We start from the raw sequence: 18,788 nt of genomic DNA, 5'->3' as shown, positions 1-18,788 counted from the left end.
TTTCCCCTTACGCCACGCTCTGTGCGGCATCTGCCGGTTTGCTGATCGCTTTCAAAATCTGGTCACGTGGGCCATCTGCCACGATGCGCCCGCCATCCATGACGACCACGCGGTCAACCAGCTTGAGCAGCGCCGGGCGGTGTGTCACCAGCACCAGCGTGCGCCCCGTGAGCCAACTGCTTAGCTGGTGGATAACGTGGTTTTCCAGCTGTTCGTCCATCGAGGCGGTGGGTTCATCCAGCAGCACGATCTGGGGATTGCGTAACAGCATCCTGCTTAGCAGAATCATCTGCCGCTGCCCGCCGGATAAACCGCGTCCGCCTTCATGAATGATGCGATCCAGACTGGAAGCATCCTGTTGGATCAGGCTGAGCGCACCGCTAATACGCAGCGCCTGCAACAGCTCTTGCTCGGTCGCGTGTGGGTTGCCGAGCATCAGGTTTTGCCGCAGGCTGCCGAAGAACAGACGCGATTCCTGCGACAGAAAGCCCAACTGACGGCGGACATCTGCCGGATCGATCTGGCTGATGTCGACGCCATTAATGATGACCTTGCCACGCGTCGCCGTGGCCTGATTGGCAAGCAGCTTGAGCAGGGTGGATTTACCCGCGCCGACCTTACCCAACAGCGCCACTTTTTCGCCCGATTTGATCTCCAGCTTGCCGACCTGCAAGGCGATATCACCCTGTTCAGGATCGTAGCTGTATTGCACGTTATGGAGCTGGAAGTGGCCCTGAAGGATCGGGCAGTGCGCCATTTTGCTGTCTTCTGGCCGATCCAGCGGTTTTTGCAGGATGTCATCCAGCCCGGTCATGGCGGTTTTCGCGTGCTGCCAGCGGGAAAACACCATCGTTAACTGCATAAGCGGCGCGATGGTGCGTGAGGAAAGCAGACTACAGGCCACGAGCGTACCGGTGGTGATATCGCCTGCCAGCACCAGATAGCTGCCGAACACCAGCATGCCAGCATAGGTTAACTGCTGGACGGTCGAGGCCCAGCCGCTGAGCCGTGCGCCCCAGATGCGTTGCTTCATCCCGATGGCGGCGCTGACTTCGTGCGTCTGCTCCCACTGGCGCTGGAAGTAGGGTTCGGCCTGTAGCGCTTTGATATCTTCGATCCCTTCGATGGACTCGACCAGTACCGCATTCCGCAACGCGCTTTCGCGCATCCCTTCCTTGGCGAGCTTCGCCATCGGCCATTGCAGCATCAGACCGGGGATCACAATCAGCGGGATCGCCAGCATGGGAATCAGCACCAGCGGCCCACCGATCATCGCCATAATGCCGAGAAACAGAAAGACGAACGGCATGTCGGCTGCCGCCCCGACGGTGGTGGACGTCAGCAGTTCACGTACCTGATCGATTTCCCGCAGTTGTGAAATAAACGAGCCGGTGGATTTCGGTCTGGCTTCATTTTTGATCGCCAATGCGCGGGCGAACAGCATCCCTGATACGTGCAGATCGATGCTTTTGCCCATCAGATCGGAGACGACGGTGCGTGATAAACGGATGGCGTACTCTAATGCAGCGGCCAGCAGTACGCCGAAAAACAACACCCACAGGGTGGGAATCGACTGCGCCGGAATCACGCGGTCATACACCTGCATGGAGAACAGGATCCCCGCCAGTGCCAGAACGTTACCCACGATAGACGCGAGAGAAATTTCCCCGATCTGCCGTTTTGCACCACGAAAATGTTGCCAGAACCAGTGCTTGCGGTACGGTTTGACGAAATCATCGATGCGGGTATCGCGGCCACGTTCGGCGATGCCGACCAGTACGATAATCCCCTGACTGTGTTTGATGAGTTCCGTCAGTTCGGCTTCACGTTGAAGGTCGCCCCCGTCATTCAGCCAGTAGGTGGCGATGCCCTCATCATTTAACGACTCAATGACGATGACGCCGCCATCGTCGGTTTCCGCCAATACCGGTAATATTTTGTTGCGCCAGTGGAGCTTCTCCGTGTGTCGCAGGCTGATGCTTAACCCCATCAGGTGGCTGATTTGTTCTAACTGGCGGGCAATGGGTTGCTGTTCGTACCAGCGCATCTGCTGGCGTACCGACTGGATATCGACCACCTGTCCATAGTGGGCGGCGGCGCGGGCCATGGCGGCAATCCAGGTTTCAGTTTGGGTGATTTGTGTCATTCACATTCCTGCATGTTCTTATCCGGCAGGTGAGCCGGCTTACAGCGACGGTAACGTCTCGCCAGTGGCTTGATGACGCTCAATGCCCAACATATCCAGCAGATTATCGACGGCCGCGGCATAGTTAACCGCCGCCTCCCAGCCGTCATATAACGCGCCGATGCGTGAGGTTTCAGCCTGCAATACGTCTTGTTCAACGCTGAGCAGGTCATTCAGGCTGCGTTTGCTGAGTTTGTATTCATCCTGATAAACGTTGCGGGTGTAGGTTGCGCTGGTGATTTGTTGCTGGCTGGCTTTCTCACGTTGCTGCGCGCCGATGAGGTCGGCATAGGCCGTTGAGGCTTTCTGGTTCATATCCAGCTTTGCCGCTTCGACTTCAGCCTGCGCCGCTTCACGCGTGCCTGATGCGGCATCAACGCGTGCGCTGACGGCACCGCCTTGATAAAGCGGGGCTTCCACCACCAGCTGTAGCTGATCGTCCCAGTAATTACGCCTGTCGGTTTCATAGCGGGTACGGCCCGCCTGCACGGCAATGGTGGGCCAGTGCTGGGCTTCTGCCTGACGAATCCGATGGCGCGAGGCTTCCTGCTTGGACTGCGCGCTCAGCACCGCATTACTCTGCTGGTAGGGGAGTGCCTTGAGCGTAATTTTTTGTTGCAGCAGCGCACGGGGCAGATCGGGTAGGGCGGTGGGGAGAACGCCGGTCAACACGCTGAGTTGGGCCAGCGAGGAACGTTCCAGCGCACGGTATTGCTCCAGCGTTGCCTTCATGCCCGCGATGCGGGTTTCCGCCTGCAGGATGTCGGATTGCGTACTGAGGCCAGCCTCAGAACGCAGCGTCGCGATGTCTCTGACCTGACTGAGCGACGCGATATTGCGATCTGCTGCCTGACCCAATTCCTGATAGCGTTTGACTTTCAGGTAGGTTAGTAAGGTTTGCTGACCTACCGTGGTCATGACGCCGTAGAGCTGATAGCGATAGGCATCTGACAGGCTGTGCTGCTCATCAATACTGCCGCCCGTCTTACCAAAATCATACAGCAGCTGTTTCAGCGTAATACCCGCTGTGGCGTTGTTGCTCATCGTGCCGCCAGAATCACTTTGATCGGACTGGCCGACATTGCCGCTAAGGCCGATTTGCGGGAACCAGGCACTTTGTGCGACGCGCAGATCGGCTTCACCGACGCGAATCTGCGCCGAAGCCTGTGCAATTTGTGGGTTGCGTGCAAACGCACGGAGAATGGCCTGCTTGAGATCCAGACTATCGACCTGCTGTTCTGTCGGTGCGGCGGACCAGTCAAACGCGACGGCCTGAGCGAACGTCGGCGAGCTATAGATAAAGGAAAGGCCACTGCAGGCCAGCCCGAGCGCCAACACATAACGCGGGGTGTGATGGCGCAGTGTGCGAGTCAAACAAGTACGGTGGTGCGGAAAAAATATGCCCCTGATAAAAAATGGTGTGTGCATCAATGACCCCTGTTTTCATCACTCTTTGTTTTAGTTCCTTTACACATATTTGTGCCGCTATCGAGGCAGTTTCGTACCGTCTCTTGGACACGTATCTATGCCGCTGCTGAGGCCGTTTCGTGCGCGATAATGGCGATTTTTTATGCTATCTCGTAGCACGCGCCCGACTCGGGACGGCTCAAACGCCGCTCGCCCCGAGACCCCAGGCTTTTGGCGGAAATTATGCCGCTGGCGCGGTTCCTTCGTAGATATCAGGTTTAACGGACCGCTTGCGACACGTTTACTCGCCCCATAAATGGGGCTCGCCCTTCGGGCCAGCACAAGTGCTGTTCAAAAACGTCTCTGACGTTTTTGTCAGACGTGGCGCAAGCTTTCGCCGCGTCCATGCGGCTCATCCTAAACCTGCTATCTCCTCAGCATAATTTTTTACGCCGGATAACGACAAAATCCGCGTTGATCTCCGCATTTGTGTATAAGCAGCGGCTCTTGGTAGAGCCAGCGCTTAAAACACCGTTACACCATATTGACGAGCAGGCCTTGCTGCACCAGTACATCTCCCAGGTTGTTGGCGCTATCCAGCGATGAATGGTGGTAGACATCAAAGCGTTGACCATCAATATCGCGCTGTCCTACCGTGCTCCAGATGCCTTCTCCCGGAATCAGGTTCACCCGATTTCCTTCGCCCCCGACGATCAGCAGATCATCTTCGGGTCGGTCGGTGACATTCAGGGCGCGGTCGAGATCCAGCGTGATACTGTTGGTGCCGTTTTGACCTAAATCGAAGATCTCCACGTTATCGATTTTCAACCCCAACGCGGTGAGGTCCAGATTGAGCTCAGTGCCATCCAGAACCAGCGTATCAATGCCGTCACCACCGTCGATTTGGGTAAAGTCGAGCGTTGAAAGCGTAATAATGTCGTCGCCTTCTCCACCTTCGACATCCTCGCCCGTTTGCACACTGCCGTCGGCCAGATTGATAACGACGCCACCGATGGCATAAACGCTGTCTTCCACTTCGGTGCTGGCGCTATTGTTGATGGTGTTTGTCTCACTGAGCGTGGCTGCTGCCATTTTCGAGCTGACAGTAAGGGGCTGTACTTCGGCATTTTCTCCGGTGTCGAGCTGTTCGCTGGACAGTGAGGCCATCTGAACGAGACTGCTATCGTCAACATCCAGCGCCATCATGCTCATTAGCGGCAACCCGAGAGAGATACCGGAAGTTAATCCGGCGGAGACGCCGGTGAAGTTACCCGCCTGATCGGTGACGGAGGCTTCAACCGTTGTTCCCAGCAGCGCGGTCAACACTGCGGCGACGTTTAAGACGTTGATGCCTAAAATTGAGCTGGTGAACTGTGTGCTCCACTTGCCATCCGCACCGACGGTACCCTGTAGCGTCTGGCCGAGCAGCGTGACGGTCACCTTGGCACCTTGCTGCACGTAGCGTGATGTCCCGCTGACAGTGACGCCGTTTGCCAGTAGGCCAACGGTATTCCCCACCAGCGATCCCACCGCATCAATGCCCAACTGCGGCAACTGGTGCGTTTTGACGATCACATTGCTACTGGAGTTATTGGTGTTGCCGTAACGGTCAGTGACGGTGACACCGACAGTCAGGTTGCCATCAAGGATGCTGGTCAGATTGGCACTCGGTACCGTGACGCTCCAGGTGCCGTTGCTGGCGACCGTGGCGTTGAGCACGAGTCCGCCTATGGTCAACGTGATGCTACCGCCCGCTGCATTGGTTGTGGTTCCGCTGATGATCTGGTTTACGCCTGCTTCAGCCAGATTCAGGTAACCGTCTCCGCCAAAAAGAGAACCGAGGCTGACCGTTGGCAACGAGTGAACGCCCACGCCAATCGACGCTCCTGCGCTGGCGCTTTTCCCTGCCGCGTTGGTCAGCGTGGCGCTGAGAGAAAGCGTGCCGTCAGTCAGGCTGTTGAGATCGAGTGAAGGCAGGCTGACGGACCAGCTACCGTTGCTTTGCACCACGGCAGAGTAAGTCTTGGTGCCTAGTGAGATCTGGATTGTGGATCCTATCGCATTGGTACTGGTTCCGCTGATGACCTGACCTGCAGCAGCCTCGACGGCGTTGAGCAAACCGTCACCGCCAAAGAGCGGGTTGAGGGTCAGCGTTGGCTGGCCGTTAATCGCTACGCTGATGTTACTGGCCTGCTGACCAACGTTACCCGCCGCATCCACCAGACGGACGCCAACGCTCGTGACGCCATCCGTGAGAGCCTTCAGGTCAAGATTAGGAACCGGCAAGCTCCAGCTACCGTTTGCGCCGACCGTTGTGGTGTAGGTTTTGCTGCCCAGCGTGACATTGATCGACGTACCCGCTGCCACATTGGTCGTCGTCCCGCTGATGGTTTGCGCGCTCAACAGGCTGGTGAGATCCAGTACGCCGTTGTTAAACAACGGGTTGAGCGTAATCGTCGGCGGTAATATAGCGACGTTGAGGCCGGTGCTGACGCCGGTGCTATTGCCTGCCGGGTCGGTCACCGTCGCACTAATGGTGAGGTTACCGTTAGCCAGCCCGGACAGTTGCAGCGGCGTGACGCTGGTGCTCCAGGTGCCATCACTGCCGACCGTCGCGTTTAGCGTCAGGGTGCCGATGCGTATCACGACGGACGATCCCGCGACGGCGTTGGTGGTGGTGCCGCTAATCGTCTGTGTCAGCGCCGCTTCCGCGGCATTGAGGAAGCCATCGCCGCCAAACAGTGAACCCAGACTAATCGTCGGCAGATTTTTGGCAATAATATTGATGGCGTTGTTTACCGTGCCGGTATTGCCGGAGGTGTTCGTGACCGAGACATTCAAGGTGGTGCTGCCATCGGCCAATGCGCTGAGATCGGACGGCTGCAGCGTCAGGCTGAACGCGCCCCCCGCCCCGACCGTAGACAGGAAGGTTTTACCGCCAAGGGTAACCGCAACCTGCGATCCGGCACTGGCATTGGTAACCACGCCACTGATCGTTTGCGCTACCAGCGCTTCTGCCGCGTTGATGAAGCCATCGCCGCCAAATACTGGGTTTAGCGTAATCACTGGCTGGGCAAAATCGAACTTGATGCCGGCACTGCCGTTGGCAGTATTGCCTACGCTGTCTGTCGCGGTAGCGGTCACGGTGAAATCACCGCTGCCTAGTCCTTGTAGAATACCGAGTACGCTTGGGGTGACTGCGGTACTCCATTTACCATCTGTACCTACAGTAGCTGTAGCAATTTGTGAACCCGCAATGCTCAGCGTAATGGTTCCGCCTGCCAGACCCGTAGCCGTGCCGCTGAGGGTTTGATTGACCAGCAGATCGGCCAGATTGAGTACGCTATCGCCAAAGACCGGGTTCAGCGTAATGCTCGGCAGATTCTTGATGACCGTCGGGACGTTCACGATCTGGCTGGCGGTGTTGCCTGCGTAATCGGTGACCACAACGCCCAGCGCCAGCGTGCCATCTTGCAAGGCCTGCAAGTCGAGGGCAGGAACGGACAGGCTCCAGGCTCCGCCTGCACCGACGGTAATCCCGGTGTAAAGCTTGGTGCCCAGCGTCACACTGACCGTCGCCCCTAGTGCCACGCTGCCGCCGCTAACGATACCGCTGATAATCTGGCTGGTAGTCACATCCGCGGCATTCAGTGCGCCATCCGCGAAGGCGACAATAGAATTAATGGTCGGCGAGGATTTCAATACATCAATATTGACCAGTTGATTCTTCACGTTGCCGTGTGAATCGATGATGTTAACGTTAACCGCCAACAAGCCATTGCTCAGGCCTGTGAGCAGGGTCGGGGAAAGGGCGACGCTCCAGGCACCGTTGGCGCCCACGGTGCCTTCCACCGTATTGCCCAACACGGTGACCTGGACTTTCGCGCCCAGATAGTTGCCGGTCGCGTTACCGCTGATAACCTGGGTTACCAGTGATTCGGCCAGATTGAGGATGCCATCGTTACCGAAGATATCCGTAATACCTGCACCGAGCGTCTTGTTCAGTGCGACGTCCAGCGTAACATCAAGATGGGCACTATTGCCTGAAGTATCGGTCAGCGTCACGCCGATGACCTGCGGCCCGTCGGTCAGGCTTTGCAGGTCGGCAGACAGGATTGGAAGACTCCAGTTGCCGTCGAGGCCGACGGTTGTGGTGCCTGTCAGCGGTCCTGCGGTTAGCGTAACGGTTGCTCCTACTTCCCCTCTGCCGGTAATCGCTGCGCCAGCCAGGGCTTCCGCCAACGTCAGAATATTGTCATCAAACAGCGTAACGCTAAGCAGTGGGATCGCGGTATCGACGGTAACCGTCTGCGTAGTGGTGGTGCTATTGCCCGCTTTATCGGCGAGGGTCGCCGTGATGGTGTAGTTGCCATCGGTTAGCTGTGCCAGATCGGCGGCCGGCACATTGACACTCCAGGTTCCTGTCACGGAAACCTGCGCGCTGTAGGTTTTCCCATTCAGGTTAATCGAGACGATTTGCCCTGCTTCGGTAATGGATGCTGTGCCGGTAATCGCCTCTGCCGTACTCATTTCCGTGGCGTTGAGTACATTGTCCGACGCAAAGGAAACGATATTCAGCGTAGGTGCAAGGGTGTCCACGGTGACGCTGGTTGTCAGGGTGGCATCCAGCGACGTGGCGGTGACGAGCACCTCACCCTGCGAGGAAAATGTCGGCAGAGCCGGGATGGTGATGCTCCAGTTGCCATTCACATCGGTAATCGGCATAAATATTGCCGACCCGACCTGAAGGTTCACGACGGTCATTGATGACGCGGGCCCGATAGAACGTCCGGAGATCGTGACGTTACCATTGATCTCGACGGCGTTGATGATGTTGTCGGTCGAGATCGGGTTGATGGTCATCACCGTCGGAGGCGGCGTCAGGTTGACGTTAAAGTTAACGCTGGATGGCTGCGTTGGATTCCCAGCCCGGTCCTCTGCACTGACAGAAAGTGAATAGGTCGTGTTGGCCAGCACCTGCAACGCAGAGGACGGGATGTTAACGCTCCATAAGCCACCGTTGAGAATTTGGGTTTGATAATCCAGGCCATTCAGCCTGATAGTCACGTTCTGGCCCACTTCCAGTCCGGTAGATGTCCCACTAACCGCCTGCGTTGCCCGGCTTTCTGCATAGTTTAGGCCGTCCAGACCGGCGAAAGTTGAAATCGTGATGGTTGGTGAGGCCTGAATCGCGAGGTAGGCCTGAGAATTCAACGTGCTGCTGTTACCGAGACTGTCCGTGGCCGTGATGCTGATAGTGTGCGTACCGTCAGCAAGCTGAGAAAGCTGGGTTGGGGTCAACGTTGCGGTCCAGACTCCCCCGCTAAGCTGTACGACAAGCGGTTGCCCGCCAAACGTGACGTTCACGCTCACCGCATCTCCTGCGGTACCGCTTAAGGTTCTGCCCGCCAGCGTAGCGGCTTCCGCGATGCTCAGGTAGCCATCGACAAACGGCGGATTCAGCGTAATGGTCGGTGGCGTGAAATCGCTGGTAAAGACGATCGGCGCAGACCCTACGTTGCCTGCTGCATCGACGGCGGTCACCGTGATGGTATGCTGGCCGTCGCTCAGCGAGTTCAACGCATTTGGAGGCAGCGTCACCGACCAGTTACCCGCGCTGTCTACCGTCGCGGTGTAGCGAATGCCGTTGAGGTCGAACTCCAGTTTAACGCTCTGCCCGCTGCCGCCAATCTGCGTGCGACCAGAGAAGGTCAGTGCAGATGCCGCTTCGGCGCTGCTCAGAATATTATCAATGCCAAACGGTATGACATCGATAATCGGGGTGGGCAGCGTCTGCGCCGAACTCACATCGAGCGAGGCGCTGGTGTTGGTATTGCCGACCCAGTCGGTGACCTTGACGCTAATGCTGTAATTGCCTTCGGTAAAGATCGCCAAATCGGCAGGGGACAGTTCTCTGGACCAGCCGCCCAACCCGTCAGCGACGGCGGTAAAGGTCGTGTCTGCCAGCGTGGTTTTATTGGTCACCGTCACGATGACTTCCTGACCCGCGCTGGTAATACCGGTTTTACCGGTTAATGTCTGAATGGCCTGAATTTCAGTGGTGTTAAGGATGCCGTCGCCAAACGGCAGGTCCAGCGTTGCTACAGGCAGGGTGGTGGTCAGCACATTCGCTGTGGTTGCTGTGGTACTGGTGTTGCCCGCAGCGTCGGTCACGATAACGGTGAAATTCACCGTGCCATCCGGCAGGTCGATCAGCGTCTGGCGGCCCAGCGATAATGACCAACTGCCGTCGGCATTCACCGTGGCGGGGAGGCTGGTGCCGTTAATGCTGACTGACACGGTTTGCCCCACGTTGCTGGGGAGCCCCGTTTGCCCGGACAGCGTCGCGCCCGGCTGCGCATCAGCCAGGCTCAGTTTACCATCGCCGAACGGGGTATCGATCGAGGCGACAGGAACGCCCACAATGACGCTGGAGAACGTGCCGCTTCCTGACCCGGTATTGCCCGCATGATCCGTGACGGTGACGTTGATGGCGTGTGTGCCGTCACCGAGTGAAGCCAAATCGGCGGCAGGTAACGTCACACTCCACTGGCCGTTTGCCGCGACTGTGGCGCTGTAGGTGGTGGTGATTGTGCCGTTGGTAATGGAAACTGACACGCTCTGGCCAGGATCGAGGAGCCCCGTTGTGCCCGTCAGCAACTGGTCCACCGTGCTTTCCACCTGATTGAGCACGCCGTCAACAAACGGTGTCGCGATACTGATGGCGAAATTGGTGTGGATGACGACATCCAGCGTGCCGCTCGCACTACCGGTATTACCTGCGCTGTCTGTTACCGTCGCGCTGACCTGCACGTTGCCATCTGCCAGAATGTTAAGCGCATTGGCCGGAATGGTGGCGCTCCACAGGCCGCCCGCGAGCGTCACGCCTGTTACGGTGTAAGCCCCGATCGTGACCTGAATCGCTGCCCCGACGGGCAGATTAGTGTAGGTGCCGCCGATGGTCGTTTCCGCCGCCAGTTCCGCGCTGGTAAGGACATTGTTGTCATAGAGCGCATTCAGCGTCAGCGTTGGAAGCGACTGCGTTTTTAGCGTGATATCAATGCTGCTTGTGCTGGTATTTCCTGCGCCGTCGGTCACGCTGGCTTGAAGCGTCTTCACGCCGTCGCCCAACGCCAGCAGATCGTTCGCCGTAATGGCGATTTGCCAGATGCCGTTGCTATCGGCGACAGTGCTATAGACCGCTGTACCGACTTTGATGGTGATCAGAAGGCCCGCTTCGCCCTTGCCGCTTAACGGGAGCCCAGCCAGCGCGTCAGCCAAACCGATATCGCTGGTGTCAACCAGCATATCGATAGACAGCAGCGGTGGAACAGTATCGACGGTAAACGGGTGGGTTGCCGTGGTTGGGTTCTGTGCGATGTCGTTGACTGCTGCGGTTACATTCTGATTGCCCTGCGGCAGATTTTGCACATCGCTGGCGGGAACGGTCGTGCTCCAACTGCCGTCTGCGCCAACGGTCGCCAGATAGGTTTTATTATTCAGCGTTACCGTGACGCGCTGTCCCGTCTGAACATTTGTCGTTGAACCGGAAATGAGCAGATCAGATTGTGCATCCTGCGCGCTGACGACATCGTCGCCAGACAGGGTCGCGATGGTGATACCGGGCAGGTTGGCGGCATCGGTGATGACAGTGATGTTATGCGTCGTCGAACCAGGGTTACCACTCACATCTGTCACGCTGGCACTCACGGTTTGTTTACCGTCAGGGATATTGCCGACATCCGTTGCGGGAACCTGTACGCTCCAACTGCCATCTGCGCCCACGGTGGCAAAGTAAGTTCCACCGTTGAGGGTGATGGTGACCTGCTGGCCCTGTTCCACATTTTGGCTGCTGCCGCTGATCGTCAACGGCTGGCCAGATTCGGCCAGATTGAGATAATCATCGGTCGACAGCGTTGCTATCGTCAGGGTTGGCGCTTTGGCCGGATCGGTATCCAGCGTAATCGAATGGCTTACCGTGCCGGTGTTTCCGGCGGCATCGGTCAAGGTCGCGGTGATTGCCGTGATGCCGTTCGGCATGTTTTGCAGGTCGCCGGCGGGCACGGTGACGCTCCAGGTGCCATCGGCCTGTGCCAGCCCTTGATAGATCTGCCCGTTGATGGTGACGTTAACAATGATGGGACGGCCGCTGTCGTTGATGGGGGACGTACCGCTGATCACCAGTGGTTGCAGGCTTTCTGCGATGTTGATGATATCGTCAGTGCTAATCGTGTTGATGGTCAGCACCGGTGGGGTCAAATCAACGAATGCGCTGCCCTGAACGGTGGAGGTATTGCCCGCAGCATCGCTGACAGTAACAGAAATGTTGAGCAGGCCGTCTGCCAGTGCGGTCAGAACGGATGATGGCAGTTGGAGGCTCCAGTTGCCGCTGCCGTCAACCGTACCGGCATAGACCGTGGTTCCGATGGTAATACTGACGGTTTGCCCAGCTCCACGGAGGCCCGTCGTACCGTAGAGGGTCTGCCCGCCCTGTGCGTCGCTGAGATTCAGATAACCGTTGCTGAATGGCATATGCAGCGAAGCCACTGGTGGGTTATGGATGCTGACGCCCAGTTGTTGTGCCCCCGACAGGGCATTACCTGCCTGATCGACCGCCGTGACATGAACGGTGATAACGCCATCCCCCAGCGCTTGCAGATCGGCTGGCTGAATAGTGGCGCTCCAGGTGCCGTCTGGTTGCACCTGGACGGTATAGGTTTTCCCGTTAAGTATGACGTTGACGTCCGTACCAGGCGCGACGTTGACGGCACCGCCGTTAATGGTTATGCCGCTTGCCGCTTCCTGCACATTTATCTGGTTATCCCCGGTGATTGGCGCAATAGACAGGCCGCTCGCATTGGTATTCACCGTCACGGTGCTGCTGGATGTCGCGGTATTACCAGAGACATCGCTCACGCTAACGGTAATCGTCTGGCTGCCGTTAGCCAGCAGTGCCATGTCGGCATCCGAGATCGTGGTGCTCCAACTTCCGTTCGACAAAACCTGCGCGGTATACGGTTTGCCATTGAAGCTAATCGTTACCGTCTGGCCTTGCTCAACGTTTTTACTGGTGCCGCTGAGTACCTGACTGACTCGGACTTCCGCGCCGTCAATAATGTTGTTGCCGGCGAAAGTCCCAATCGTGACGACCGGTGCGTTGAGCGGGCTGGCATCGACGATAACGGTCTGCGTTATCGTCGTGGTATTGCCTGCGGCATCGGTCAGACGGGTCACAATACTGTAATTGCCATCGGACAGATTGCTCAGATCGGCTGATGGAATGGTGATGCTCCAGATACCGTCACTGCCGACAGTGCTGCTGTAGGTTTTGCCGTTCAGCGTGGCGGTAACGGTTTGCCCCGCGCTGGACGGCGAGGCGGTGCCGGTCAGCAACTGGCTGCTTTGCACCTCGCTGCTATTCAGAATGTTGTCGGTAGTAACGTTGCCCGTCGTCAACGTAGGCGGCGTACGAGCGACGGTGATGTTGCTGGTTAGCGTGCTGCTGTTTCCGGCCGCGTCGCTGACGCTAACCTGCAATGCGGTGGTACCGTTAGGCAGATTTTGCAGGCTATTTACAGGCAGCGAAATCGTCCAGTTTCCTGCTGTATCAACAACTCCTGTGTACGTCACGCCGCCGAGTGTGGCGGTGACGGTTTGCCCTGGTGAGGCGATACCGGTTGTGCCGCTGAGCGTCTGGGTAACGCCAGCCTCTGCGGCATTGAGTATGCCGTCGCTGAACGGCGTGTTCAACGTCAACGTCGGGCTGCTATGGGTAAACACATCGATCGTACGGCTGCCGTTCAAGACGTTCCCTGTACTGTCTACCGTTGTTACGGTGAGGGTTGACGTGCCGTCGGCCAGTGCGCTGACGTCAGCCGCCGATACGATGATGCTCCACGAACCGTTCGACTGTACCACGCCGTCGTAGCTTTTCCCGTTCAGCATGATCGTGACGGTGGTGCCTGCCGCCACGTTCTGGCTGCTGCCGTTGACGGTCAGATCTTGCGCCGCCTCGGTTTGATTCAGTTTGTCGTCACCCGCGACGGTATCGATAGCGATGCCGCTCAGGGAGGTATTCACCGTAATCGTCTGGTTGAGCGTCGCGGGGTTACCGCTGACATCGTTGACGCTAATCGTGACGGTATGCGCGCCTTGGGCCAGATGGAGGAGATCGACAGACGGCACGCTGACGCGCCATTGACCGTTGCTGTCAACCGTTGTGGTGTAGGTGTTGTCGCCGAGGGTCACGGTAACGCGTTGCCCCGCCTCGACATTCCGGCTGCCGCCGCTGATGACTTGCGCGACGTTGATTTCGCCCCCGTCGATGATGTTATTGAGCGCGATGGCGTTGACGGTGAGCAGAGGCAGGTTCGCCGGATTGGCATCCAGCGTTAATGTCCCCGTGACGGCGGTGCTGTTGCCTGATGCGCCGGTCAATGTTGCTGTCACCGTGTAATTGCCGTCAGCCAGCGCCTGAAGATCGGCAGCGGGAACGGTAGTGCTCCAACTGCCATCAACCTGAATCTGAGCCTGATAATTTTTGTTGTTGATTGTGACAATGACGGTGCGTCCTGCTTGCGACTGTAACGCATTACCGGAGATGACCTGATCGTTCAGGCTCTCGGCGGCGTTGATGATGCCGTCGCTGGTCAGCGGTTTCAGCGTCAGAAGAGGACGAACCATGTCGACGGTAATATCGCGGACGCTCTGTATGCTGTTGCCTGCGGTATCCGTTGCCTCTACGCGGATGGTCTGTACGCCAGTTGGCAGAAATTGCAGGTCGGCGGCAGGAAGGGCTGCGCTCCAGTTACCCTGATTATCGACGGTTGCCGTGTAGGTTTTGCCGTTCAACGTGACGATGACGCTTTGGCCCCCTCCGGCAATCCCGGTTTTCCCTGTCAGGCTCTGCCCGCTGGCGGCTTCGATGATGTTCAGTATGCCGTCGCCGAAAGGCGGGTCAATCGTTGGCTGTGGCAGATTGTTAATATGGATATCAATATCGCGGCTGGCAGTGACAGGAACATCGCCGGGGTTGGCGACGCTGGCGGTAATGGTCGTTGTGCCATCCGGTAAGGCGAGCATGTCACTGCTGTCGATGATTACGCTCCAACTGCCGTTTGCGGCAATGGTGCCAGTGTAGGTCTTGCCATTGAGCGTAACGGTAACGCTTTCTCCTGGAGTCACGTTGACCGTCGAGCCTGAAATCGTTAGCGGCTGTGAGGCTTCAAGTCGATTAATCTGGTTATCTAGCGCGACAATGCTGATGGAGATACTGTCATTACTGGTGTCGATTGAAGACCAGATTTCATGGCTGCCCTCGTTACCGGCCAGATCGGTAATGGTGGCAGAGATCGATACCGTTCCCTCGCTGAGTTCAGCCATATGCTCAGCGGGAATTTCCACACTCCAGTTGCCACCGCTCTTGATCGTGGCAAAGTAGAATTTTTTGTTGAGAAGAATCGTGGCGACCTGACCTGTTTCCACATTCAAACTGGTGCCCGTCAGCCATTGGCTGACTTTGAGATCGGCCGCGCTAATAACGTTGTTCTCATCAACAAAAGCGTTAACGAAGATTGTTGGCTGGAACGCAGGGTCTGCACTGAGCGTAATGGATTTTTCGACGTTGACGGTATTACCGACTGCATCGGTTAGCGACGCGGACAGTTTGTAGCTGCCATCGGCCATGCCGCGCAGCGCGGCTGTAGGTAAGCTGATACTCCAGTTGCCATCGGTACCGACAACCCCGGTATAGAACTGCCCATCGAAGGTGATAACGACAGTACGACCCGCTTCGCTGAGTGAGGCGGTACCGTTGACTGTCTGGTTGTTTTGCGATTCGACCATATTGATAGTGTCATCGCCGGCAACGGTGCCGATGGTCAGGGTTGGAGCGGTGAAGTCGGTATGGCTGACAAATGTTTTACCCGCCTGATTGCCTGCGGCATCCAGGGCGGTTACCAGCAGCGTGTTATCACCTTCTGGCAACTGCTGGAGATCGGCCGCAGGGACGGTGACTTTCCAGTTACCTGCCGTATCAACCGTTCCGGTATAGGATTTCCCGCCGAGGGATAAGATGACCGTCTGACCGGCGCCGCTAACGCCGGTGTGGCCGGTAATCGTCTGACTGACCAGCGCTTCTGTACCGTTGAGTGAACCGTTGCCGAATGGGGTATCAATCGTCGGCTGCGGTAGCGTATTAATGTAGACGCCGAGCGTGTGAGCGTCCGTTACGGGACTGCTTCCGGCAACACTCACGCTGGCGGTCACGGTGGCATTGCCGTCTGACAGCAACTGAAGATCGGCGCTGGGGATTTGCAGCGTCCAACTGCCGTCTGCGGCAACGGTGGTGGTGTAATTTTTCCCATTCAGCGTAACGGTCACCGTCTGCCCTGCGGGAACATTGGCGGTATTACCGCTGATCGCCAGCGGTTGGAGGGATTCTGCCCGGCTTAACAGGTTATCGCTGGCGATAATATTGATGGCGATGCTGTCGCCAGATTTATCGACGTTAATACTCTGGCTTCCACTCGCGGCGTTGCCCGCTTTGTTACTGACGTTAACGCTAATGCTGTGTGTGCCGTCTGCCAGCAGAGCCATATCTGCGGTTGAAACGTTGATGCTCCAGACGCCGCCAGACTGCACGGTCGCAAGATAGGTTTTCCCATTCAGGCTAATGGTGACAACTTGCCCCGCCTCAACGTTAGTGGTCGTCCCGCTCAACTGCTGGCTGACTTTTGCTTCTGCGCCATCAATGACGTTATCGCCCGCGAAGTGATTGACAGTAATGGTTGGCGCCGTGGTTGCGCCGCTGTCGATGGTCAGCGGACGGGTTACCGTTGTGGTGTTGCCTGCGGCGTCGGTCAGCGTAACGGTCAGGTTATGGTTCCCGTCCGCGATCGCCACCAGATCGGCCGTTGGCAGCGTGATACTCCAGTTTCCGTCGTTGCCGACGGTGGTGGTGTAGGGTTTGTCATTCAGCGTAACGGTGACCGTGCGACCGGCTTCACTGAGCGAGGCTGTTCCGCTGACCACTTGATTGACGACCAGTTCTGCACCGTTGAGGACATCGTCCTGCGCGATAGCGGAGACGTTGAGCGTCGGCGGGGTCGTATCAACGCTGATGTTCTGCGTTACGGTGGTTTCGTTGCCAGCGATATCGCGGACAACAATCTCCAGCACGCTGATGTTGTCCGATGGCAGGCTTTGCAGGATGTCTTTGGAGATTGTCACCGTCCAGTTCCCGTTGGCATCCACCGTTCCGGTAACGTAGTTCCCACCGATCGTCAGGCTGACGGTTTGTCCTCTGCCGCTAATCCCGGTTTCCCCCCTGATGACCTGATCCTGTGCGGCTTCGGCTGCGTTTAATACGCCGTCGGTGAAAGGCGGTGTCAGCGTGATGGAAGGGAGCGTGTTGATGTGTACATCCAGCGTGTGGTTGACGGTGACGGTATTACCACTGACTCCCTGAACGCTGGCGGTCAGGGTATTACTGCCGTCTGACAGCACAAGTAGGTCTGCGCTGGGGATGTCCACAGACCATTTGCCGTCTGCCCCCGTTGTGGTGGTGTAGGGTTTTCCGTTCAACGTCACCGTCACGGTTTGGCCAGCGGCAACATTAGCGGTGGTCCCGTTGATCGTCAGCGGCTGTCCTGCTTCCACGGCATTCAGGCGGTCATCTGCTGAGACGATGCTGATGTTGACCGCTTCGGCGTTAGTGTCCACCGTGATGGTTTGCGGAGGCAGCGTAGTGGTGTTGCCTGCTTTATCCGTTAATGACGCGACCAGATTGTAGGTGCCGTTAGTCAGTGCCTGCATGTCGCCGGGGGGAATGAACACACTCCATGAACCATCGCTTTCTACCGTTGTTGTGTAGGTCGTGCCGTTAAATGTCACCGTCACGGTCTGGCCGACATCCGACAGGGAAGCGGTACCAGAGACAGTCTGCGAAGACTGGAGTTCATCGGCGGTGAGCAGGTTGTTGCCGGTAAACGGCGACAGAGACAGCTCCGGCGGCGTGGTGTCGACAATAATGGTGCGCTTGACCACGGTGGTATTGCCGGCACTATCGCTGATCGTAAACGACATCGCGTGTTCGCCTTCGCTCAGTGCGCGAAGGTCTGCGGCCGGCACGGTCAGGGTCCAGTTACCCGCGGTATTAATGGTCGTGGTATAGGTTTTCCCATTGAGCGTGATAGTGACGTTCTGACCCGCTTCCCCCGTTCCGTTCAGGACCTGGCCGTTTGCCAGCTCTCCTACGGTGAGGTAATTGTCACCCGTAAATTTATCAACGGTTAAATTCGGCGGTAGGGTGTCAATGGTGAGATCGATCGTTTTCTCATGGACGACGCCGTTCGTACCCGGCACGCTCACTTTTAGTGCGTAAATGCCGTCTTGCAGTCCGGTAAACGCATCTGCTGGCAGCGTAAAGTGCCAACTGCCGTCGGCAGCAACGGTGGTGGTGTAAACCACGCCGTTCAACGTGATAGTGACGGTTTGCCCCGCGCTGACGCCCGTTGTTTTCCCGCTGAGGACGTGAGGTTGACCGATTTCCGCACGGTTTAGCCCGTTATTTCCGGCAAAAGCATCGACGGTTAAGGGTTCTTGCGGTGGCGGTGTGGCGCTGTTGTCATTGTTTGATGACGCGACAGCGACGGCGACCCCAGCGACAGCGACCGCGCCCAGAACGCTGCCCAGTGTGGTTGCAGATAACGTACTGGTGGTGGTGCTACCAATCAGTAATGACGTCATATCGCCCAGCGCGGTGTATTCTGGCGTAAGGGCAACGGCTTCTGCTGCGAGTGTGGCTCCTTCTGCCGCCGCTGCACCCGAGAACTGCGCATGGATGAGGCGGGTACCATCGTCAAAAACCAGCTCGCTGTGATAACCCGCGGCATCCAGCGTGAAGAAGCTTTCATAGCGGACGGTGGTACCGTCTTTCATGTGCAAGATAAGGTCGTTGCCGACGCGCTCATAGCGAGACACGATATCTGGCGTGCCATGGATTCGAACGGTGCTGCTTTCCAGTAGTTCGATGTTTCTCGTACCCTGTGGAACGTTTTCTATGAACTGGCCATTCTGGCGCGACAGGATATTCACATTTCCAGCAATAATATTCATATCTGACATGAAATAGCCTCTTGCTTATCTGCAACCATTGTCTTAATACCTCTCCCATCGGATCGGTGCCGAGACGGGG

General features: G+C 57.3%; 3 protein-coding genes. All 3 read right to left on the bottom strand.

Annotated features, from left to right (window positions below):
* Positions 1-7: 7 nt before the first annotated feature.
* Positions 8-2,146: a type I secretion system permease/ATPase gene (locus WCT94_RS00270; RefSeq protein WP_336867157.1), complete on the bottom strand. Its 2,139-nt coding sequence runs from the start codon at positions 2,144-2,146 to the stop codon at positions 8-10.
* Positions 2,147-2,185: 39 nt separating this feature from the next.
* Positions 2,186-3,613: a TolC family outer membrane protein gene (locus WCT94_RS00265; RefSeq protein ID WP_336867155.1), complete on the bottom strand. Its 1,428-nt coding sequence runs from the start codon at positions 3,611-3,613 to the stop codon at positions 2,186-2,188.
* 513 nt (positions 3,614-4,126) lie between these two features.
* Positions 4,127-18,718: an Ig-like domain-containing protein gene (locus WCT94_RS00260; protein ID WP_336867152.1), complete on the bottom strand. Its 14,592-nt coding sequence runs from the start codon at positions 18,716-18,718 to the stop codon at positions 4,127-4,129.
* Between the last annotated feature and the right edge of the window lie 70 nt (positions 18,719-18,788).

Source organism: Pectobacterium sp. 1950-15, assembly GCF_037136835.1.
Lineage (GTDB): Bacteria > Pseudomonadota > Gammaproteobacteria > Enterobacterales > Enterobacteriaceae > Pectobacterium.
This window is presented reverse-complemented; position numbering and strand designations above follow the sequence as displayed.